We start from the raw sequence: 21,516 nt of genomic DNA on the forward strand, positions 1-21,516 counted from the left end.
TGATAGACAGTAGGTTGAAAAAGGTTCAGGGGCGGCCCGCACCGTGCCGGGCGGCGACTCGGGGCGGGGCACCGGCTCGGGGCGGACGGGTTGGTCAGTGTTGGCCGTAGACGTTCTGGTAGCGGTCGTTGAGGCGGTCGATCATCCCCTGCTCGATCGGCACCGGCTCACCCCCCTGACGCGCGATATGCACGGTACGCGCCACCTCCTCACACATCGCCGCGGCCTTCACCGCCGCCCGCGCATCGACCCCGATCGTGAACGGGCCGTGATTCGCCATCAACACCGCCGGCGACCGCGACCCCGACAAGGTCTCCACAATCCCCCGCCCAATCGAGTCATCCCCAATCAGGGCAAACGGACCCACCGGAATCTCACCCCCGAACTCATCGGCCATCATCGTCAGCACACACGGCACCGGCTCCCGCCGCGCCGCCCAAGCCGTCGCATACGTCGAGTGCGTATGCACCACCCCACCCACATGCCCCATATGCCGGTACACATACGCATGCGCCGCCGTATCCGACGACGGCGTCAGATTCTCCGGCGTCCCATCCTCGATCTTGTCCCCGTCCAGCGTGCACACCACCATGTTGTCCGCCGCCAGCTCCTCATACGCCACACCCGACGGCTTAATCACAAACAAGTCCGTCCGCTCCACACTCCCGTCCGGACGAGACACGCTCACCCGCTCAGACACATTCCCAGCCGTCCACACCACCAGACCCCACCGAATCAACTCCCCATGCAAACGCGCCACCCGCTCACGCGCACCAGCCACCGCCTCACGCACACCATCATCCAAATCAGCCAACACAATCCGCTCAGTCATGTTCTTCTCCTACTTGTTCGTCGGGTGGATCGGGGTCGACGGCGCCGTTCGGCACCGTTGCCGCAGCCCTAATTGTGAACGCTCACATCGACGTCGTCAACCCCCTGTCCAATCGACATCCCCCAACCCGCCTCCGCTATGACGCCCCCACCGCCCCAGTCATCCACTCCACCCCTTTCCTTGCATGAATCGAGCGAACCTCTGCCGACCGACACCTCACGCCCAAGGTTCGGCGAACCACAAGCAGTCTCAACAGACACACGTCGGGGCACTTCCACAAAACCAGCCCGAAGGCGATTATCACACATCAAGCCTGCACGCAAGGTACGCAAGGCTGAAGCCACCGCAACGATCTCCGCCATACGGGCGAGGACTATCTCAGCCAAAAGATGTATATGTCAGCGGAGACATAGTAGTTAGGATTGACTCGCCAAATCAGATACAGGATCGGAGATCTGCATGATGCAACGACGCTCAGCGACGACTCTATTCACCACGATTGCGGGCAGCGTCGCCCTATCAGTGATCCCGGCACCCGCTTCGGCGTCATCCCACATTATGCCCACTGAAACACAACCAACTCCAGACATCCCCGGCCTGCTCGCAGAGATCAGCAACAACCTCGCCTCGAAGGGGCAGTCCATCGAAGGAGTACTCAGAAGCTATGGATACGAGAGTGCCGCAGCGGAGTATGAGGAAGGCGCCCCACACGCAACCTCCCGACTGGACGCTCCGAACGCGACCAGTTCCGCCAGAACGAGAAAGGCCCTTCGCGTTGCAGTGGCCGGAATCGGGGCAAGTTTCCTATCAGCCGGATACAAGCTGTCAGCAGAACTGGCTCTTCACGGGCTAAACCTAAAGCGAGGAGGGACCACACGCATACCCAAAAACGGGGGCATCGCCGCACAGACGCAACTCGTCAAAAGACTGCGATCATCCAAGTCCCGGCGCGGCAGCGCCGCATTCGAGAAGACCGGTGGAACAGTTGGCTACGATCTATACTATTCAATCCACCGCTTCTCCTGGGTGCGAGTAGGCACGAGAATCAACATTAGAGATGTATACGACTTCAGCGCCAACGACTATGCGGGCCTACAGCAGAAAGTCATCAAGGTAATGCTAGCCGCTCAACAGACGCGCGCCATTTACCCATTCAATGTTAGAATAACCGTATGATCGGGAACTCCTCGTCTGCGTGCAAGCTGACGACCAAGGCTGCACTCACGCTCATGGCGGTGATCATCATCACTCCCGCGCTAATAGTGGGTGCAATATCATTGACCATCGCTCATGCCGGCGCGCCTCTGGCGGGCGCTTTAGCTTCCGAAGAGGCTGGAAACAACGATTTGGACTGGCAGTTGGAAGCACTCGAAAGCAATTGGGGAGTGACGGTACCTGATTCTGTCGTCCTGCAGGAGTACCACGAGTCGGAGGTCGGTCCGCACGGTGAGCATGATGCGGTGTATGTGCTGCATGCCGCCGAGGTCGAGGGCACCTGGCTCGATCCGGAGTTCACCTCCCCATCGCCGCACCGCGTGAACCTTATTGGGAGGATCGCGGAAAGTGCGGGCGCCACCGATATCGTCGACGACGCCTCGGCCCTCAGTTGCGCCGTCGTCAAAGGGAACGATGTGTATCGGAGCCTAACGGCATGTCGTATGCCCGGCATCGATGCTGGACTCCTGCTTCTGGAGCGCATCACGTAACGACCATGGCCTTGAGTTGCGTCAACGCTCCGCCAGCGCCCGAATGGCGGCGTCGATGTCGACGTCGTCGGCCGCTTCGACCGGCACTGCCGAATCGGGCAGCGGGAGGACGCCGGAGTGCCAGTACAGCCAGGCCACGCACCAGGCGGGCAGGGCCACACCGAAGACGGGGACCAGCCCGGGAGACGCGCGCCACAGGCCCAGCCATCCCGCCGCGACGGCGAGCGCCACCAGCGATTGCGCCGGGCGCGACAGTGCCAGCACCACCACCAGCTTGGCCACCCGCGGCAGGGGCTCGTCGAAATGAACCGCCACCGGCCAGACGATCAGCGTAACCGCCGCCCACAGAACGCTGAGCACCACCACGAGCCCGGAAAGCCAGGGAGTGACCTCGCCGATGCCGCCGCGCAGCACCAGCCGGTCCAGGCCCAACACCTCCCAACCTGCGAGCACCACCGCGCCGATCGCCTGCGCGTGCCAGAACTCTGTCCGCCACACCCGCCAGAACTCCCGCCACAGGCCGGGCCGCTCGGCAACAACGAGGTTGCCCGCCTCCAGGGCCTGATTGAGCAGGTCCCGCCGAATGACGGCGTTGAGAGCCATAGTCGCCGGTGCCGCACCGAGAATGACCCCGCCGGCGACCACGCCCAGCAGCCAGACCAGGTGCAGGACGAACAGGCGTCCTACTAGCTCGCCGATGCGTACGTGCCACCCCACGAGGGCGGGCATAAGGCGCCCCCGTGGGGCGGGCCGGCCACTCATCCCTTCACCGCTCCGATCAGCACACCCTTCTCGAAGTACTTCTGCAGGAAGGGATATACGACGATGACGGGCAGGGTAGACACCACGATCACCCCATACTTGATCTGGTCGGCGTATCGCTGCGCGTAAGCGCCTCCCGACCCGCCGCCACCGCCGGCCCCGCCGGAGAAGGCCTGGTTGGACAGCAGGATGTCTCGCAGGACGATCTGCAGCGGCTGCTTGGCGTAGTCACGGACGAAGATGAGCCCGGTGAAGAAGTCATTCCAGTGCTGCACCAGGTAGTACAGCCCGATCACCGAGATGATTGCCTTCGACAGCGGCAGCGCGATGGTGCCGAAGAACCTGAAGTAGTCCGCGCCGTCAAGCGTCGCCGCCTCGTAGAGCTCCTCGGGTAGGGAGTTTTCGAAGAAGGAACGGGCGATGATCAGGTTGTAGACGTTGACCGCCGAAGGCAGGATGAACACCAGCCAGTTGTCCAGCAGCCCAAGGTCCTTGTAGAGCAGATACGTTGGAATGAGCCCGCCGCTGAAGAACATGGTGAAGGCGAAGAACAGCATGAGCGGGCGCCGCGGTCGGAACTCCCTGCGCGACAGCGCGAAGGCCGCGGGCAGTGTGACCGCCAGGTTCAAGGCCGTACCCACCGCCGTGTACACGATCGTGTTACGGTACCCGGTCCAGATACGCGCGTCGCCGAGTATCTGTTCGTACCCGAACAGGCTCAGGCGTTTGGGAAGCAAGACGACTTGTCCGGTGGCCACGGCACCCGAGTCACTGATGGACGCGATCAGGACGAAGTAGATCGGATACAGGGTCGCGAACACTACAAGCGCGCATGCCAGCAGCACGCCGAGGTCGAACAGCCTCTCCCCCGACGACCAGCGCCGACGCCGAGAGTGAGGTCGCCGTGCCCTGCGGGATCGACCCGATGAGAGCGATGTGGTGGTCATGTCTCCTCCTTCGTCACCACAGGCTCGTATCCGACACCCGCTTCGCGATGCGGTTGGCAAGCACGAGGAAGGTGAAGTTGATGAGCGTGTTGAACAGGCCGATGGCAGTCGAGTAGCTGAATTGGCTGCTGAGAATGCCGATCTTGTAGGTGTAGGTCGAGATGACCTCGGAGATCGGCAGGTTCAGGGTGTTCTGCATCAGGAACACCTTTTCGAAGCCGGTGTTGAGTACGTTGCCCATGTTGAGAATGAGCAGGATGATCATCGTGGGCACGAGGGCCGGTATATCCACGTGGCGTATGAGTTGCCACCGGTTGGCGCCGTCGATTCGGGCGGCCTCGTAAAGCTGGGTGTTGACCCCCGCGAGCGCTGCCAGATAGATGATCGAGTTCCATCCGGCGTGCTGCCAGATGTCAGACAGGACATAGACCGGGACGAAGCTGCCCGTGTCTCCCAGGAAGTTGGTGCCGGAAATACCAATGGACGCCAGTAGCCGTGTAAGCAGGCCGTCGCTGGGAGACAGGAACACCTGCAGCATGCCCACGATCACCACCACGGAGATGAAGTGAGGCAGATACGTGATGGTCTGGACCCAGCGCTTGATGCGCGAGCGCACCAACTGGTTGATTAACAGCGCGAGGATGATCGGTGCGATGAATCCCAGCACAAGCGTGGTTATCGAGATCAGCACGGTGTTGCGCATCAGGGTGGCGAACATCGGGGAATCGAAGAACTGCTGGAAATACTTCAACCCCACGAACCTGCCGCCGGTCAGGCCGGCAGTGAAGTCGAATTCCCGAAAGGCCAGCTGAATGCCGTACATGGGAACGTAGGCGAAGACCAGAACGAAGGCGGTGGCCGGCAGTACCATGGCCCACAGCTGCCAATAGCGTTTGAGGTGTCTCGCCAGGCCATGCCCGGAACGTCCCGCCGGGGCGCCGGCGCGTTTCACTACTGCGGTACTCATTGCTTCGAAGCCATGTAGTCGTCGTAGTACTGCTGCATCTTGGCGATGTTGCCCTCGATGCCCGACGCCTTGACGGTGGCGAGGTAGTCGTCCCACTGCTCCTCGACCCCGCCGTTGGTGATCCAATCGGCGAACTTGGTCTGGGTGGTATTGAGCATGGTGGTGTTGACCAGCGCCATGGCGCTGATGTCCTCGGCGGTCATCTTGATGAACTGGGTGGGGTACACGTCCTTCTCCAGATCCATGTTGTCGATGGCGGGCTGCAGGGGGACGGTCTCGTCGATGGCCTCCTGCAGGTCCGTGGGCAGTTCCACGGTGATGTCGTCACGGATCCACATGGGACCGTTGTCCGCCAGCGTGGAGGTCCATTTCCAGGTCGAGGGGTCGGTGCCGTCCTCGGCCGGTAGGACCTTATAGGTGCTCTCATCGACTTTCTCAATGTTTGGACCAATGTCTCCGAAGAGCACTTGCAGGCTCATCTCCCGGTCGTAGAAGGCGTTGAGGACCTTCAACGCGGCCTCCTTGTTCGGGGTGGAGGCTGAGACCACGATTTGGTTGGCGGGGAAGTTCTCGCCGAGGCCGTCGTAGCTCCAGGCCACGGGCGTGGTCTGTCCGGCCTTCTGCGCGAGCACGGGCATGGCCTCGTACTGTTCGTAGATCTCGGGACCGAAGCGATCCGAACGGGTCCAGCCCCAGGTGAACCCAACCGTGGCGACGCCGTCCCCCGGCCCGCGAGCGGCGGACTGGTACGCCGAGTAGTCCTGAGTCAGCACCTCCGCGGAGATCAGCCCCGCCGCATAGCACTTGGACAGGAAGACCATGACGTCGCGGTAGCGCTCGTCGATGAGGAAGTTGGAGACTTTGCCGTCCTGGAGGAAGTAGCCCTGCCCGCCGCCGGAGGACAGGGGCAGGCCGGTGGACCCGAGCAATAGTACGGATTGGAAGTAGCCGAAGCCCGTGGTGCCCACCGGGCTCCAGTCCATGGGGATCACCTTCGCCCCGGTCCCGGTCGGATCGCCCTCCTTGAAGGCGACAAGTACGTCATACAGCTCGTCCCAGGTTGTGGGCATTTCCAGACCCAGCGCATCCAGCCACTGGCGGTTGATGTACTGGTGCTGAACGGTAGGCGGCCAGAAGCGCTTGTACCCGGGGACGGCGTAGATCGCACCGCTGCTCTGGGTGGCCAGGGCCGTGAGTTCCGGCTTCGCCGCCAGCATTTCCTTGACGTTGGGAATGGCGTCGAGATCGTCGGAGAGATCCTCGAAGAGCGTGCCGTAGGTGGCCAGGTCGGAGTCCGAGATGGCTCCAGTGCCTACGATCAGATCGGGCACATCGCCTGCGGCAAGCATCGTGGATTTCTTCTGATCCCAGTCGGCGGAGACCTCTTCCCAGGCGATGGGAATACCCGCGACGTCCTCGAGCTGCTTCGTCCACGCCATCTGGGCCATAGGCTTGGTGAGGGGGTGCTTAAGCACGAGGATGCGAAGCTGGTTGGAGCCACCCGATCCGGATCCGCTGCTGCAGGCGGCGAGCGTGCCGCCTGCAGCGGTGACGGCGGTGGCCGCTGCCAGGCTCCGCAGCATGGTGCGTCGGCTGAACGCGGGCGCACGTGTACAGGTGTTCATGGTTCTCTCCTTTGAGTGAGGGTTGTGGGATGGACAAATGCGGAAGGGCGTGGATCTCAGCAGGGTCAGATGGTCGGAATCCATACGCGCATGGCACCGGGGCCGCGGTTGCCCCAGGTGGAGAAGGGCACAAGTTCCGCCTCCACGTTTCGTGAGGGCTCGGCCGGCTCGACCCATGAAGCCGGGCGGTAAAGCCGATCATCAGGATCACGCACCGCCAGACTCACCCGCAGTACGGGGGCCGGACCAGTCGTCGTCGGTGGTAGCTCAGCGACATCCGGCGGCCCGGGCAGGAAAACGTCATCGGCGGCGATTTCCTCCGGCAGGTCCACCTGCTCCAGGCAGTACAGGATCGGCCCCCGCTCGAGGGCGACGGCACCGCGTACGGCGTCCACACGGTGGTTGGCGGCAATCCAGCGGGGACGGAGCGGGAGCTGCAGGGTAGCGCCGTCGACGTCGTCGGCCGGGATCTGGATGTAGCCGTGGGCTTGCTCGGCCTCGGACACCGGGCGTTGTTTCCCTCCCACGCGCAGGGTGATGCCGTCCGCCCAGACCGGGATGCGTACCTGCACCGCCGTTCCAGGAGGTAGGGCGCCACCCACGACGTGCAGGGAGATCTCACCGTCGGCGGGGTAACGAGTTCGGACCGTCAGCGTTCCGCCGCCGAGCGATTCGGGCAGTTCGATCTCACAGGCGAGAAGTTGGTGCAGTTCCAGCGCGGGCCCGTCCGGGGCCTGCCGGACGGTGGCCACGTACGCACCGGCCTGGGCGATGGTGCGCGCGATGTTGGGCGGGCAGCAGGCGCAGGCGTACCAGGGCTGCCGCTGCGCGGGGGCGTTCTCCTCACTGAAGCGGTCGGGACGTCGCTGCATGGGGTTGGAGTAGAAGAAGCGGGTGCCGCTCTCATCCACCGACGCGGCCAGGGCGTTGTAGAGCTCGCGCTCCATGACATCGGCGTAGCGGCGGTCCTCGCCGGCCAGCAGCATGCGCCAGGTCCAGTGCAGGTCCGCGATGGTGGCGCAGGTCTCGGCGTAGGCCCGGTCAGCCGGCAGCTCGTAGTCGTTTCCGAAGGACTCGTCGCGGTGGCGGGAGCCGAAGGCACCGGACAGGTACATCTTGCGCTCGTGGACGCGTTCCCATTGCGCTCGCATGACGTCGTGTAGCGCCGACTCACCGGTTTCCAGGAACAGGTCGGTGACACCGGCGTTCAGATACAGCTGGCGGACCGCGTGGCCGGTGGGGTCGACGGCCTCACGCACGCGCGCGTGGTCCTGGTAGTAGCGACGTCCGAAGCCCTCATCGGGGAGGATGTCGTGGCCGCGCTGGTTGATCAGGTGCTCGGCCAGGTGCAGCCAGCGGGCCTCGCCCGTGTGGCGGTGAAGCTCGATGAGTGCGGTCTCGATCTCGGGGTGCCCCGGGATGCCGTCCTCACGGCCCGGGCCGAAGCGGCGGTCCACCAGGGCGGCAAAACGGATCGCGACCCGGAGCAGTCCGTCCCGTCCAGCCGCCCGGTCCAGGGCGACAGCCGCCTGGATCAGGTGCCCGAGCACGTACATCTCGTGGTTACGCTCCAGCTCGGCGAAGCGCTTGTCCGGGCGAACGCCCTGAATCCAGGTGTGCAGATAGCCGGTCGGCTCCTGCACGCGGGCGATCAGCGCGATGGCCTCGTCGAGCCAGGCGTCGAAGTCGTGGGTGCCGGAGCGGGCGATCTCCCAGGCGACGGCCTCGATGACCTTGTACAGGTCCGAGTCGGCGAAGACGAAACCGCGGTAGGGGGCGCCGGACTCGCCGATCACGCGCCGGAAGTTGTCCATGACGCCGGAGATCTCCAGCTGCTCGATGCAGTGGGGAATAGTGCGGGAAGCATTGCGCTCCTGCCAGCGCCCCAGAGGGCTCTCGGGGGAGATGCGGACCGCGTCGATGCCGAGCGGGGCGCGGCCGACGGGGTGGGCGTGCGGGCCCGGGGCGGCCGGAGCACACAGACAGGCCGAAGAGGCGGTCTGCTGCAAATCGAGTGGCGCCATTGTCAACTCCTCGTTGCTGTTGTGACATGTCCATCATGACCGCCTGATTAAACGTTGTCAACCGCGATCAAGTGATTCAGGGCACACCTTGTCGTCGATGTGGGCGTCGCACCAGGCAGAGGAGCGGCGGTGCGCAGAAGGTTCAGCGACTGGAGCCGCGCACGATCAAGGTGGTCGGCGCCTCTGCGGGCGCCCCGGGCGCCTCACCCTGTAGCTGCGCTACGAGGCACTCCACCGCGGCACGGGCCATGGTGTCGGTTCCCGGATCGACGGTGGTGAGCGACGGAACGGTGAACTCGCCCTCGACGGTGTTGTCGAAGCCGGTCACCGCGACATCCCGGGGGACCGCGACTCCGGCCGCCTGCAGAGCGCGCAGGGCACCGATGGCTACGGCATCATTGATGCACATCAGCGCGTCGAAGCGGATCCCCGAGCGCAGCAGGCCGATTGTCGACTCCAGGCCGGTGTCCCTGCGGTCCCAGTCCTCGCCCCGCACGATCAGGGCCGGATCGACATCAATACCCGCCTCCTGCAGCGCGAAGCGGTAGGCCTCCAAACGTGGCCCGCCATCGCCGTCCATCTGGGCCATGTAGGCGATGCGGCTACGGCCGACGGAGACCAGGTGTCGGGCTGCGGCCAGCGCCCCACCGAACTCGTCCATGGCGACTCCGGCAACACCCGCCGTCGGGGTCGAACCGATTTGCACCACCGGCAGGGGAGGCCGCCGACCGGCCAACAGCGCGTCATTCAAGTGGTGGGGGCATATGAGTACGCCGTCCGCGTCCCCCGTGGACACTCCCATGACGGCGTCGCGTTCGCGCGCGGGCACATCCTCGGTCAGTCGGATCGTCGAGCGCAGGCCGCGCTGGGCGAGCTCGTCGATAAGCATCTCCGCAAGACGGGAGAAGTAGGGCTGATAGAGGTTGGGAACCACGATTGCGATCCGCCCGGATACGCCGGTGACCAATCCCCGAGCGGCCTCAGAGGGCACGTACCCGAGGGTACGCGCTGCTTGCCTGACTCGCCTCCGGGTCTGCTCGGACAATCGCGTCGTCCCGCTCTTCCCGCCTCCCGATAGCGCCGTCGACGCCGTGGCCACCGACACGCCGGCCGCCTGAGCCACATCGCGGAGCCTGACCCGCCGCTGCATCAGAACCCCTCCACCCGGGGAGACGACAACGGCCCAATCGACAGCGGGGGCGCGGAGGTGAACCCCAGCGTGGATTCGCGACGTATCAGCGTGGCCCCAACCCGTGTCATCGCCCTGTTGTGCGAACCCGGCTCCCACCTCCGTTGGAGATCGTCCAGCGCAATCCTCGCAATCTCTCCGGTGGGAAAGCCGAGTGTGGTCAGCGACGGCGAGGAGAATCGTCCATCCTCGAGACCGCCGCACCCACACAGCGCGATCTGGTGCGGTACCCGCACTCCTCGACTTCTGAGCCCCGCAAGCACACCCAGGGCGAGCTCGTCATCGGCGCATACGACGACGTCATGGCGGTCGAGGTCCTCCACCAGTCGTGCGGCCAGCCGAAATCCCTCCGCGCGACTGGGCACGGCATCCGTCTCCAGTACCGCCGCAGTATCCAGCGCCCGCTGCAGGGCATGAGCGAAGGCACCTGGCCGGTCCAGGCGAGGGCCGACGACCACCGGAGCCGTCAGTCTCAGCGCCCGCAGATGCCGGCTGACGACGTCGGCCGCCTGATCCAAATCCAAGCCGACACCTCCGCCGGTCGTCGGAGTGCCGTTAGCCCCGAAGGCCTCGATCCGACAGACCGGCAGGGGCCCTCCCCCCGCAGAGGAAACGTCCTCGCCATGGATTCCTCCCACCACAATCGCCCCGTCGAATGACGTCGACTGCTCGGTCAGCACTTGGACGGCGCGATTGCGATCGCGACCACACGGCTCGATGGCGGTGCGGAGCCCGCGCCGGTCCGCCTCGATCACCAATGCCTGCGCCAGCGCGGCGACCCAGCCGGAACGCAAGTCGGGAACGATGACGGCCACGGTCTCGGTGCGGCCGGTACGTAGTGTTCGCGCCAGCGCGTTTGGCTGCCAACCGAGCTGGTCGATGGCCGTCGTCACCTTGTGTCTGAGCTCGTCGCTCACATTCGGCTCACCGTTGACCACCCGGGAGACGGACTTGAGCGAAACGCCCGCCAGTTCCGCTACCTGGCGCATAGTGACAGCCATCGACTCCTCCCCTCCCGTGTCTCGCTCCCGGGGCGGCTCCATCCACCGCCGATCACACGGTATCGGGGTACAGCGGTTGCGGCAGCCGAATGCCACGCATGGCGACGGTCTCCGCACCGAACCCACCGAGTACTCTTGACAACGATTCATCACTGCTTCATGATACGGACTACATTTCGCTTCTAGGAGTCAGTGATGACACCACCAGTTTCCCCACCTGCCACCTTCCCGCCGCGCGGCTGGAACTCGTGGGACTGCTTCGGCGGGTCGGTGACCGAGGCCGAGGTTCTAGACAACGCGCGTTTCATCCACGAGCACCTGCTCGCACATGGCTGGGACACCGTCGTGGTAGACATCCAGTGGTACGAGCCGGCCCCCGGCACCGCGGACTACAACGCCCACTCGGCGGCAGTCATCGACGCCTACGGGCGTCCGCTGCCCGCCGAGAACCGTTTTCCCTCGGCGGCGGGTGGAGCCGGGTTCGGACCGCTGGCGGAGGCGATCCACGCCCTGGGATTGCGCTTCGGCGTGCACCTCATGCGGGGCATCCCGCGCCGAGCCGTCGCCGCGAACACCCCGATCCTCGGCACCGCCTACACCGCCCGGGACGTTGCCACTCCCCCATCCGACCGCTGCCCCTGGAACCCGGACAACGAGGGTGTGCAGCCGGATCACCCCGGTTCCCAGGCCTGGTACGACTCGCTGCTCGCACTCCTGGCCACCTGGGGCGTGGACTTCGTCAAGGTCGACGACGTGCTCTACCCGCCCATCCGCCGCCCCGACATCGCCATGATCCACCGCGCGATCAAGCGCTCCGGCCGCGACATCACGCTCAGCCTGTCTCCGGGGCGCGAGCTGTCGCTTGAGCACGCCGACTTCCTACGCGAGCACGCCCAGATGTGGCGGGTCTCGGACGACCTGTGGGACGACTGGGAAGCAGTCGTGGAACAGTTCCAACGGGCCGCACGCTGGGCCGCAGTACAGAGCGACGACGGTGTCGGGGACCTGGACATGCTGCCTCTGGGGCGAATTGGTCTACGCGCGCATGTCGGCGACCCGCGGCACTCGCGCCTGAACCTCGACGAGCAACGCACCATGCTGACGCTGTGGAGCATTGCACGCTCCCCGCTCATGATGGGCGGACATCTGCCGGAGTCCTCGCCGGAAACCATCGCCCTGCTCGGCAACGACGTCGTGCTCGCCCTGGGTGAGCGGGGCGCCGACTGCCGTGAGATCATCCGCGACGGCGACCTCGTGGTCTGGCGCTCCACGCTGCGTCCGGCGCCCGGCCGGGGGGAAGGGGAACGGGAGGTCCGCGCCGTCTTCAACCTCGGCGATGAGCCCCGCACCCGCCGCCTGCACCTGGCCGATCTCGGGCTGCCCCAGACGACCCGCCACCTCACCGACCTGTGGACCAGCAAGCGCGCCGCCGTCGTCGACGGCTGGTGGGATATGGACCTGCCCGCCCACGGCTGCGCCGTTGCCGCGGTTGCCTGAATCCGTCACGCTCTCCCACTACCGAGGACCGTCATGTCCCCCATACACGCCGCCACCACGCCGGTCTTCGAGATCGGGCCCGCCTCGATCACCTGGCGCGGCTCCGGCCAGACACTGCGCGTCGAGTCCTGGGGCGAGAGCGCCGTACGTGTGCGATGCGTCCCGGCCGGGGACCTCATCGATACCGACTGGGCGCTCCTGCCGGTGCCGGACGTGCCCACGACCGTTACCGTCGACGGGCCTGATGCCCGCCTGGTCAACGGCCGACTCACTGTGCTCGTGCACGCCGACAGCGCCTATGACGCCCAGGCGGGCTATCAGGTGTTTCGGGCCCGACTGGAGATCCGCGACAGCAACGGCCGTACCCTCCTGCGCGAGCTCGGCGACGGCGGGGCGCTCAAGCTCGTCGCCCGCAACTTCACGCCTCTGCCCGGAGGCTCCCACCATCTCCTCGCCGCCTTCGAGTCGCCCGTCGACGAGCACTTGTACGGCATGGGCCAGTACCAGCAGGAGATCCTCGACCTCAAGGGATCGACCTTCGAGCTCGCGCACCGCAACTCCCAGGCCAGCGTCCCCTTCGTCTTGTCGAGCGCCGGCTATGGCTTCCTATGGCACAACCCCGCCATCGGTCGTGCGACTTTCGCGCTTAACAGGACCGAGTGGGTGGCGAACGCCACCCACCAACTCGACTATTGGGTGACCGTCGGAGACAGCCCGGCGGAAATCTCCCGCGCCTACGCGGACGCCACCGGGCACGCACCGATGATGCCCGAGTTCGGGCTGGGCTACTGGCAATGCAAGCTGCGCTACTGGAACCAGAGCCAGTTGCTCGAGGTCGCTCGCGAGCACACGCGCCGAGGACTGCCGATCGACGTCATCGTCGCAGACTTCTTCCACTGGCCCGAGCTGGGCGACTACCACTTCGATGAGGAGATGTGGCCCAACCCGCGCGCCATGGTTGAGGAGCTGCGCGAGCTGGGCATCGAGCTAATGGTCTCCGTCTGGCCGCAAGTTTCCCCGCTCAGCGAGAACTACCCTCTGCTCGCCAAGGAGAACCTCCTCGTCCAGGCGGACCACGGCCTGCAGCCCCAGATGGCCTTCGGCGGCCCATCCCTGTTCCTCGACCCCACTAACCCGCGCACCCGCGACACCGTGTGGAAGATCTGCAAGCGCGGCTATCACGCCCTGGGCATCAGGCTCTTCTGGCTCGACGAGGCGGAGCCCGAATACGGCACGTATGACTTCGACGCCTACCGCTACCACGCCGGACCGGTATCCGAGGTCGGAAACATCTACCCACAGGCGTTCTCCCGGCTCTTCTACGAGGGGCAGGTCTCGGCCGGGCAGGAGGACATCGTCAATCTCGTGCGCTGCGCGTGGGCGGGCTCCCAACGCTACGGCGCCCTCGTGTGGTCCGGGGACATCCCCTCCAACTGGACAAGCCTGCACCGCCAGCTTATCGCGGGTCTGCACATGGGCGTCGCCGGCATCCCCTGGTTCACAACCGACATCGGCGGCTTCCACGGCGGCGATGCCCGTGACCCCGCCTTCCACGAGCTGCTCGTACGGTGGTTCCAGCTGTCCACGTTCTTCCCCGTGATGCGCATGCACGGCGACCGCCTGCCCTTCGAGAAGGTCACCGCCGCCGACGGTACGCCCCGTGAACACAGCGGCGCTGCGAACGAGCTGTGGAGCTTCGGGGAGGAGGTCGAAGAAATCCTCACTCGCTTCGTCTGGGTGCGCGAGCACCTACGGCCGTACACGCGCTCACTCATGCGCGAGGCGCATATCGGCGGCCAGCCGGTCATGCGCGGCATGTTCTACGAATTCCCCCACGATGACGCCTGCCGTGACTTGGCTGATCAGTACATGTTCGGCCCGGACGTCCTCGTGGCCCCTGTACTAACGCCCAGGGCGACGAGCCGCGAGGTCTACCTCCCAGCCGGGGCGTCGTGGACCCACGCCCACACCGGACAGATCCACGACGGCGGGCAGTGGGTCAACCTTGACGCCCCGCTAGGCTCCATCCCGGTTCTTCTGCGTGACGGCGCGCTGTCACATCTGATTGGGACCATCTGAGCGCCGTCGGATCCCGGGGCCGCAGTGCACCAGGACGACCGGTTCGCGATAAGGCTGATCATCGACGCGCTCGGGGTAGCCGAAACACTTCCATTGGGGTGAGAGACCAGCAGCACCCGGACGCTACGGGTGCCGGGTAGAGCTGGAGGAGGCCTGTGCCGGGAGACTCCGCGTCCCACATCAACAGCGTCGCGGTCTCCAGGAGGAACGCACGGGTGCGCCCCGCTGTAGCTGGGCGCACCCGTAGTCGTCGTCGGCAGTACCGACTCACTCATCCCTTGACGCTACCTGCAGCCAATCCGGAAACGATCCAGCGCTGGCAGAAGATGAAGAAGATGAACACCGGGATGAGCGCGATGACCGTCATGGTCATGAAGGACGGCCAGTCGGTGGCGAACTGCCCGACCGCGTTGTAGACCTGGAGCACTACCGTGCGCTTGGCGGTGGAAGAGATGAACACGTTCGGGGTCATGAAGTCGTTCCAGGTGCTCATGGTCTGGAAGACGATGACCGTGGCCAGGATCGGGCGGATGAGCGGCAGCACGATACGCCAGTAGATGGTGAAGGGGCCGGCGCCATCGAGTCGGGCGGCCTCGATGATCTCCCAAGGGAGTTTGCGCATGTAGCCGACAATCAGGAAGTAGCAGAAGATCGCCCCGGCCAGATACATGACCACCAGCCCGTTAAGGGTATTCACCAAACCGGCCCGGGCCTCCAGCCGGTACAGAGGAATGAGCGTGGCCTGCGCCGGGATGACGAAGGCGATCATGAGCACGAGTCCGACCACCGCAGTGAACCGACTTCTGCGCATGACAATGCCGTAGGCGGCCAGCGACCCGATGAACACCTGACCGGCAACACCCACCACCGTGACGTAAACGGTGTTGAGGAACGACCGGAGGACCGGCGTGGTCGCGAAGACCTTGGAGTAATTCTCCAGCGTGGGGGTGGAGGGCAGTCCCAGCGGCGAGACGGCCATGTCCTGGCTGGTCTTAAAGGTGTTGACCACGATGTAGTAGAGGGGGATTGCCGCGATCAGGGCCAGGAGGATCATGACGACGCTCCGAATCCAGTACCACAGGCGACGGCGAGCGGCGGGGCTCATGACAGGTTCCTCTCGATCCGGTTGGAGACCGCGAGCTGCGCCAGCACTATGAGCGCGACCGCGGCGGTGAAGATGACGGCCAGTGCGGAGCCGACGTCGGCGCGACCCTGCGCAATGCCCTGGACGATGATCGACTGGGTGAGCGTGTTGGTGGCGAACCCGGGGCCGCCCTTGGTCAGGGTGAACGGCAGGTCGTAGACCTTCAACCCTCCGGACATCAGCAGGAAGGTGGAGACCACAATGCCGGGGGCCAGCTGTGGCAGCGTGATGTGGCGGAACTGCTGGAGCTGACCGGCGCCGTCGAGCTCGGCCTGCTCGTACAGGTCAGCAGGAATCGCCTGCAGGTAGGCCAGGTAGAGAGTGGCGTGCCAGCCTACCCCGGCCCAGACGGCCACCAGAATGACGCACACGCGTGCCGACGTCGACTGAGCGAGCCATGCCACCGCGTCCGCACCGAACAACGAGTGCAGGATGCTGTTGACCACGCCGGTATCCAGGGGCGAGAGGATGTACTGCCAGACCAGTCCGAGAATGGCCATGGAGGGTACGGACAGGAAGAAGAACAGGGAACGCACCAAGTTGCGCCCGAGGAAGCGCTTGTTGAGCACCACCGCCAGCGGAATCGCGAACACGGTGATGAGCACCGTGGTGGCCAGGGCGAACATGATGGTGAACACCAGTCCCTGAAGCAGCGAGGGGTCGGAGAACACCGTCGCGTAGTTCTTCAGGCCCACGAATTCCACATCGGTGGAGTAGCCGGAGAAGTTCGTGAGGCTGAAGTAGAAGGTCTGCGCCAATGGGACGGCGAATAAAAGGACGAAGACGGCGATGACGGGCAGAAGAAATGCGGAGCTGGCCAAGCTCTCCGAGGCCTGGCGCCCACGCGGGCGTCGGGCCCTACCCCTGGAATTGACACGATCCGGACGGGACATCAGATTCTCCTAAGTGATTCTGCAAAAGCGCCTCACAAGGAGGCCAGCTTGGTGTCCATCCCGGCGGCGACTTGTTCCACGGTGATCTGCCCCTGCACCAACTGCTGGCACAGCGCGATGCCTTCGAGTTGGAGAGCGTCCGAGGCGTGGTCCCAGTAGTTCATGGGCAGGTAGATCTTCGAAGTCTTGAGGTAATCGTCGTAGAGGCCCTGATACTCCGGGGCCACCTCAACCGTGAAGTCCGAGGTGTTCACCAGGGTGCCGATGTGCTCGTTGGCGAGCCTGAGGCCTTCTTGCGACGCCAGGAAGGTGATGAACTTCTTGGCCGCTTCGAGTTCCTCCCCCTGTGCGGAGGCCGAGATCGCAAAGCCCGGATCCGGGGCACCAGTTGCAAAGGGCTCGCCGCCAGGTGCAGCCGGCATCGGCGAGATACCCCAGTTGAGGTCGGACGCGGCGATGTCCGCCAAGTCCCAGGGGCCGGTAATGAACATGGCGAGGTTGCCGGCGATGAAGTCCTCCTTGAGCTGCGTTCCGGTCAGCGAGACGGACTCAGCTCCGACGATGCCCTCGTCGTAGAGGCGATACCATTGCTTCATCGGCTCCGGCCACTCCTCGGCGAAGGTGGACTCGCCGGTGAAGATCTTCTTCTCCCCCCGCTCGTCGCCCGCGAGGTCGTAGCCGGCCCCCAGGAATGCTTGGAACATTGAGGGAATGTCCTGGACACTTTCGCGGTAGGGGGTTACGCCCGCACCCTTGAGCTGCTTGCACAGGTCAAGGAACTCATCCCAGGCCTGCGGGACGTCATCCGCGCCCGCCTGGGCCAACAGGTCCCGGTTGTAGACGACGCCGGCCGCCCATGCGCCGAACGAGGCGCCGTAGATTTTGCCGTCGTCCTCATACGCGCGCAGGTTCGCGTCCGCAATCGCACCCATGAACGGCTCGTCGGTCAGGTCCGCAACCAGGCCCTCACCGATGAGTTTCTCCTTGGTCTCCGGGTTGATGCGATGAACCGTGGGCTGCTGGTTGCCGGCGATACGGGTCTGGAGCGTCTGAAAGTAGCCGGCGGTGGGAGCGGAGTAGGAGAAGTCGATCGCGATGTCTGGGTTGGCGTCCTCAAAGGCATCGATAAGCGGCCGTGCCACCTCCTCGGTCTCCCATGACAGGTAGGTGATCGTGGTCTTGCCTGAGTTCCCGCCCCCGCCGCATGCGGCGAGGGTTGCCGCAATCGAGGCCATCCCGAGGCCGGCGAGGGCCTGACGACGAGAGACGGCGGTGCTGGCGATGTTGGAGATCATGGTCGGTGCTCCTTTGCACGTGACGAGCGGCGCCCGCTCGATTTAACGTTACATCGGTACCATAGCGCAGTTTCCGCAGTTGTCAACAGAGCGACCGCCGCAACCCGGTAGGCTGCGGCACATAGCGAGGAGGAGCCAATGACAACTCTGGCGGACGTCGCCAAGGAGGCAGGCGTGTCGGTTATGAGCGCCTCCAACGTGCTGCGTGGTAAGCCCAACGTCTCCGCATCAATCCGCGAGCGTGTGCTCGCCGCCGCGACCAAGCTCGACTACCGGGCCAACATGGCCGCCAAGAGCCTGCGGTCCGGTCGCAGCGGCATCATCGCCCTCTGCGTTCCCCGCCTCGACATGCCCTTCAACGCCGCCTTTGCCGCGGCCGCCACGTCAGCGGCGGAGGAACACGGCGTCAGGGTGATGGTCCAGCAGACGCTTTCCGACCCCGAGCGGGAGCTCGAGATCCTGCGCGGAGCTACAGCCTCCCTGGTAGACGGCACAATCGTCTCCGCGGTCGGCGCAAGCGCCCGCGAAATCGAGGACGCCGCGAGCAGCCACGCCGTCGTCCTGTACGACGAGCGCATCCAGAACACTCAACTGGACCTTATTTCCAGCCCCAATCAGGCGGGCGGGAGGGCCGCGGTCGAGCACCTGATCACCAAGGGCTGCCGCCGCATCGCCGTCTTGGGCACACACAGCGCCCCTCATGGCCGCGCCGGCGCCGATGGCCAGGACCTGCGCTGGGCCGGCGCCTTGAGTGCAGCCGAGGACAACCCACAGGTCGATCTGACCCCCATCCCCTGCGCATGGGACTGCGAGCCCGCGTACGCCGCTATGCTTTCTGCCTTGGCCGTGGGCACACCCGTCGACGGCATCTTCGCCATGACGGACTCCGTCGCACTGGGAGCCATACGCGCTCTGTCCGACCGAGACCTTCGCTGCCCCGAGGATGTGCGCATCATCGGCTTCGACGGCATCCGCGAGGGAGCCATATCCGTTCCCTCACTGTCAACCGTGGACATTGGGATAACCCAGCTGGCACGCACAGCGGTCGACATGCTCCTGACGCGCATTGAGGCACCCGCGTCGGAACTGCCCGGACGCCGGTTCACCCCCGCCTACACGCTCATCGAGAGGGAATCCTCGCGCTGAGCCCATCCAAGCCGCGGTTGAACGACCACACCCTGACATGTAACGTTACATCCATGGGACCGGTTTACCCGCCCCGTCACTCCTTACTCCCGCATGCTCAGACACACAGACCAAGGAAGTTCCATGATGTCCAGCTCTCCTGTCCCCCGCGCCGTCGTCGACCTCGATGTACCCGGCCCCACCATCTCCCGTCACATCTATGGGCACTTCGCGGAGCACCTGGGCCGCTGCATCTACGGCGGCTTTTACGTGGGCGAGGACTCCCCCATCCCCAACGTCCACGGTCTGCGCACCGACGTCATTGAAGCGCTGAGGACGATCGCCATCCCCAACCTGCGCTGGCCCGGCGGCTGCTTCGCCGACGAGTACCACTGGCGCGACGGGATCGGCCCCAAGGATCAACGCCCCACCATGGTCAACACCAACTGGGGTGACGTTGTGGAGGACAACTCCTTCGGCACGCACGAGTTCATGGAACTGTGCGAGTTGCTTGGGGCCGACGCCTACATCACGGGCAACGTCGGCTCGGGCACGGTGCAGGAGATGAGCGAATGGGTCGACTACCTGACCCGCGAGGGGGACTCCCCCATGGCGCGCCTACGCCGGGCCAATGGCCGGGAGAAGCCGTGGCGGGTGCCGTTCTTCGGCATCGGCAACGAGCCCTGGGGCTGCGGCGGGAACATGAGCGCGCCGGTCTACGCCGCCCAGGCCCGCCGCTATGCCACCTTCGTGCGCAGCCACGGCGAGAACGAGATGGTGCGCATCGCCGGCGGGGCGAACGTCGACGACTACGCGTGGACCGACGCACTGATGCGCGACCTCGTCTGCGACACCTGCCCGCGCTCCGAGCCCGGCCCCTACCAGGCAATCAGCCTGCACTCCTACACCTTCCGCGACTCCTTCGAGGCCAAGGGTCAGGCCCGCGGTTTCAGCACCGAGGACTGGTACGCCACCTTCGCCAACGCCTGGTGGATGGAGGAACTGATCACCCGGCACTCCACGGTGATGGACCGCTACGACCCCCACCGCAAGGTGGGGCTCGTCGTCGACGAGTGGGGCGCCTGGTGGGATGCAAAGCCGGGCACCAACCCCCACTTCCTGCAGCAGGACAACACCCTGCGGGACGCGCTCATCGCCTCGCTGCACTTCGACATCTTCCACCGCCACGCCGAGCGCGTCATCATGGCCAACCTGGCCCAGACGGTCAACGTGCTCCAGGCCCCGATCCTCACCGACCCGACCAGCGGCGCCATGGTGCTCACTCCCACCTACCACGTGCTGGCGATGAACCTGGGCCACCACGATGCCACTCGGCTCGACGTGCGTTGGGTGGATGATCTTCCCGCCCATGCCGACGACGGCGCACGTCCCTTCCCGCTGGTCTCCGTCTCCGCCTCCCGTAAGGGCGACACGGCGCTCATCTCCACAACCAACCTCGACCCCGCGGCGCCCCACACGATCCGTCTGGACTTGCGCGGTGCCGCGGCGGCGGTGGACGGTGCGCGCGTGCTGACCGCGGCCGCGCTCGACGCCTGCAACACGCCAGAGGCCCCCGACGCCGTATCAGCGGCTGCGTTCTCGGACTGGTCGCTGGCGGACGGCGTGCTGGAACTGGTCATCCCACGTGCCGCCTACGTGACGGTGTCCTTGGGACTAGAGCCGACGACGAACTGAGTGCGGAGCCGCGACGGCGCAAGACTCCCGCCACCGCTCGGCTGCGGCGACTCGGCTCCCGCGGCCACTCGCCTGCTGCGACGACTCGGCTCCCGCCACCACTCGGCTGCTGCGACCACTCGGCTCCCGCCACCACTCGCCTGCTGCGACCACTCGGCTCCCGCCACCACTCGCCTGCTGCGACCACTCGGCTCCCGCGACCACTCGGCTCCCGCGACCACTCGGCTCCCGCCACCACTCGGCTGCTGCGACCACTCATGGAACGCGCCGCCGCACGCGGTCTGTGCACGAGACTCGGTCGCCGGCCCGCTCCGTGCCCGCATCTAGGTCCGGTTGTGTAAGTGCTTGGGTGGCGGTGCGCGGTTGGGTGGCGGTGTGTGGTTTTTGAGCCTGTCTGTTGGACCCCTGTCCTCCCGTTGGACCCCTGTTCCCCCGTTGGACCGCCGTAGCCGCCGGTTACAGCGGTCCAACGGGGCGTGGGCGGTCCAACCGGGGCGTGGGCGGTCCAACCGGGGCGTGGGCGGTCCAACCGGGGCGTGGGCGGTCCAACCGGGGCGGCGCAAGACCCACTCGCCCCCTCGACGGGCGCACACAGCCCACTCAAGCTGGGGCCCCGTAGCCAGCAGACACGACGAACTCGCCATCCGCTACCAGACCACCACCCACATCGCCAGCACCGACCCACCAGCACAAACGACTCACACAACACGACCTAGAGCCCGCCTCTGAGCCCCG

General features: G+C 65.4%; 17 protein-coding genes and 1 pseudogene. 6 read left to right on the forward strand and 12 right to left on the reverse strand.

The features are described 5' to 3' along the window. Positions 1–94: 94 nt before the first annotated feature. Positions 95–832: an L-ribulose-5-phosphate 4-epimerase gene (locus E4J16_RS11785; protein ID WP_136314083.1), complete on the reverse strand. Its 738-nt coding sequence runs from the start codon at positions 830–832 to the stop codon at positions 95–97. Between the two features lie 558 nt (positions 833–1,390). Between E4J16_RS11785 and E4J16_RS11790 the strand changes: the two genes are divergently transcribed. Then, complete coding sequence (locus E4J16_RS11790; protein WP_136314084.1) at positions 1,391–2,008, forward strand: hypothetical protein; 618 nt, start codon at positions 1,391–1,393, stop codon at positions 2,006–2,008. Further along, positions 2,005–2,538 carry a hypothetical protein gene (locus E4J16_RS11795; protein ID WP_136192541.1) on the forward strand — a complete coding sequence of 178 codons (534 nt, stop codon included), beginning with the start codon at positions 2,005–2,007 and terminating at the stop codon, positions 2,536–2,538. Before E4J16_RS11790 ends, E4J16_RS11795 begins: the two co-directional genes overlap by 4 nt. A 21-nt stretch (positions 2,539–2,559) precedes the next feature. On the opposite strand, the gene E4J16_RS11800 is transcribed toward E4J16_RS11795, so the two are convergent. The 8 genes and pseudogenes from E4J16_RS11800 to E4J16_RS11830 all read right to left on the reverse strand — a co-directional run bounded on the left by E4J16_RS11800 (position 2,560) and on the right by E4J16_RS11830 (position 11,053). Then, positions 2,560–3,267, reverse strand: coding sequence for a YesL family protein (locus E4J16_RS11800; RefSeq protein ID WP_168709499.1), 708 nt, complete (start codon positions 3,265–3,267; stop codon positions 2,560–2,562). Between the two features lie 29 nt (positions 3,268–3,296). Continuing rightward, positions 3,297–4,247 (reverse strand): carbohydrate ABC transporter permease, encoded by a 951-nt coding sequence (locus E4J16_RS11805; protein WP_108966099.1) that lies wholly within the window; start codon positions 4,245–4,247, stop codon positions 3,297–3,299. A gap of 13 nt (positions 4,248–4,260) precedes the next feature. Beyond that, positions 4,261–5,214, reverse strand: coding sequence for an ABC transporter permease (locus E4J16_RS11810; protein ID WP_136314086.1), 954 nt, complete (start codon positions 5,212–5,214; stop codon positions 4,261–4,263). After that, a complete protein-coding gene (locus E4J16_RS11815) occupies positions 5,211–6,839 on the reverse strand; it encodes an extracellular solute-binding protein (RefSeq protein ID WP_204519827.1) in 1,629 nt (542 codons plus the stop codon). The genes E4J16_RS11810 and E4J16_RS11815 overlap by 4 nt, the downstream gene beginning before the upstream one ends. A gap of 65 nt (positions 6,840–6,904) precedes the next feature. Then, positions 6,905–8,863 (reverse strand): glycoside hydrolase family 127 protein, encoded by a 1,959-nt coding sequence (locus E4J16_RS11820; protein WP_136192543.1) that lies wholly within the window; start codon positions 8,861–8,863, stop codon positions 6,905–6,907. Between the two features lie 142 nt (positions 8,864–9,005). Next, on the reverse strand, positions 9,006–9,854 hold the full coding sequence (locus tag E4J16_RS11825; RefSeq protein WP_240038133.1) for a LacI family DNA-binding transcriptional regulator: 849 nt from the start codon (positions 9,852–9,854) through the stop codon (positions 9,006–9,008). A 3-nt stretch (positions 9,855–9,857) separates the two neighbouring features. Beyond that, a pseudogene (locus E4J16_RS16285) lies at positions 9,858–10,013 on the reverse strand (LacI family DNA-binding transcriptional regulator); the annotation flags it as partial. Then, entirely contained in the window at positions 10,013–11,053 is a 1,041-nt protein-coding gene (locus tag E4J16_RS11830) for a LacI family DNA-binding transcriptional regulator (protein ID WP_168709500.1), read from the reverse strand. The gene E4J16_RS11830 and the pseudogene E4J16_RS16285, both read right to left, overlap by 1 nt. 195 nt (positions 11,054–11,248) lie before the next feature. On the opposite strand from E4J16_RS11830, the gene E4J16_RS11835 reads away from it, so the two are divergent. Beyond that, the gene (locus tag E4J16_RS11835) at positions 11,249–12,550 is read left to right on the forward strand and encodes a glycoside hydrolase family 27 protein (protein ID WP_136314088.1); all 1,302 of its coding nucleotides are present in this window, start codon (positions 11,249–11,251) and stop codon (positions 12,548–12,550) included. Between the two features lie 33 nt (positions 12,551–12,583). After that, positions 12,584–14,629: a glycoside hydrolase family 31 protein gene (locus tag E4J16_RS11840; RefSeq protein ID WP_136314089.1), complete on the forward strand. Its 2,046-nt coding sequence runs from the start codon at positions 12,584–12,586 to the stop codon at positions 14,627–14,629. Between the two features lie 271 nt (positions 14,630–14,900). Here the strand turns inward: E4J16_RS11840 and E4J16_RS11845 are convergent, their stop codons facing one another. From E4J16_RS11845 to E4J16_RS11855, 3 genes are all read right to left on the reverse strand, one after another. Next, positions 14,901–15,734, reverse strand: a complete 834-nt coding sequence (locus E4J16_RS11845) for a carbohydrate ABC transporter permease (protein WP_136314090.1) — start codon at positions 15,732–15,734, stop codon at positions 14,901–14,903. Continuing rightward, the gene (locus E4J16_RS11850) at positions 15,731–16,594 is read right to left on the reverse strand and encodes a carbohydrate ABC transporter permease (protein WP_204519829.1); all 864 of its coding nucleotides are present in this window, start codon (positions 16,592–16,594) and stop codon (positions 15,731–15,733) included. The genes E4J16_RS11845 and E4J16_RS11850 overlap by 4 nt, the downstream gene beginning before the upstream one ends. A gap of 104 nt (positions 16,595–16,698) precedes the next feature. Beyond that, positions 16,699–17,961, reverse strand: a complete 1,263-nt coding sequence (locus tag E4J16_RS11855) for an ABC transporter substrate-binding protein (protein WP_136314092.1) — start codon at positions 17,959–17,961, stop codon at positions 16,699–16,701. A 138-nt stretch (positions 17,962–18,099) separates the two neighbouring features. Between E4J16_RS11855 and E4J16_RS11860 the strand changes: the two genes are divergently transcribed. Together E4J16_RS11860 and E4J16_RS11865 are read left to right on the forward strand one after the other, a co-directional pair. Further along, positions 18,100–19,107 carry a LacI family DNA-binding transcriptional regulator gene (locus E4J16_RS11860; RefSeq protein WP_108966081.1) on the forward strand — a complete coding sequence of 336 codons (1,008 nt, stop codon included), beginning with the start codon at positions 18,100–18,102 and terminating at the stop codon, positions 19,105–19,107. 123 nt (positions 19,108–19,230) lie between these two features. Beyond that, a complete protein-coding gene (locus tag E4J16_RS11865) occupies positions 19,231–20,781 on the forward strand; it encodes an alpha-N-arabinofuranosidase (protein WP_240038134.1) in 1,551 nt (516 codons plus the stop codon). Positions 20,782–21,516: the final 735 nt, after the last annotated feature.

It is taken from the genome of Actinomyces procaprae (assembly GCF_004798665.1).
Classification (GTDB): Bacteria; Actinomycetota; Actinomycetes; order Actinomycetales; family Actinomycetaceae; genus Actinomyces; species Actinomyces procaprae.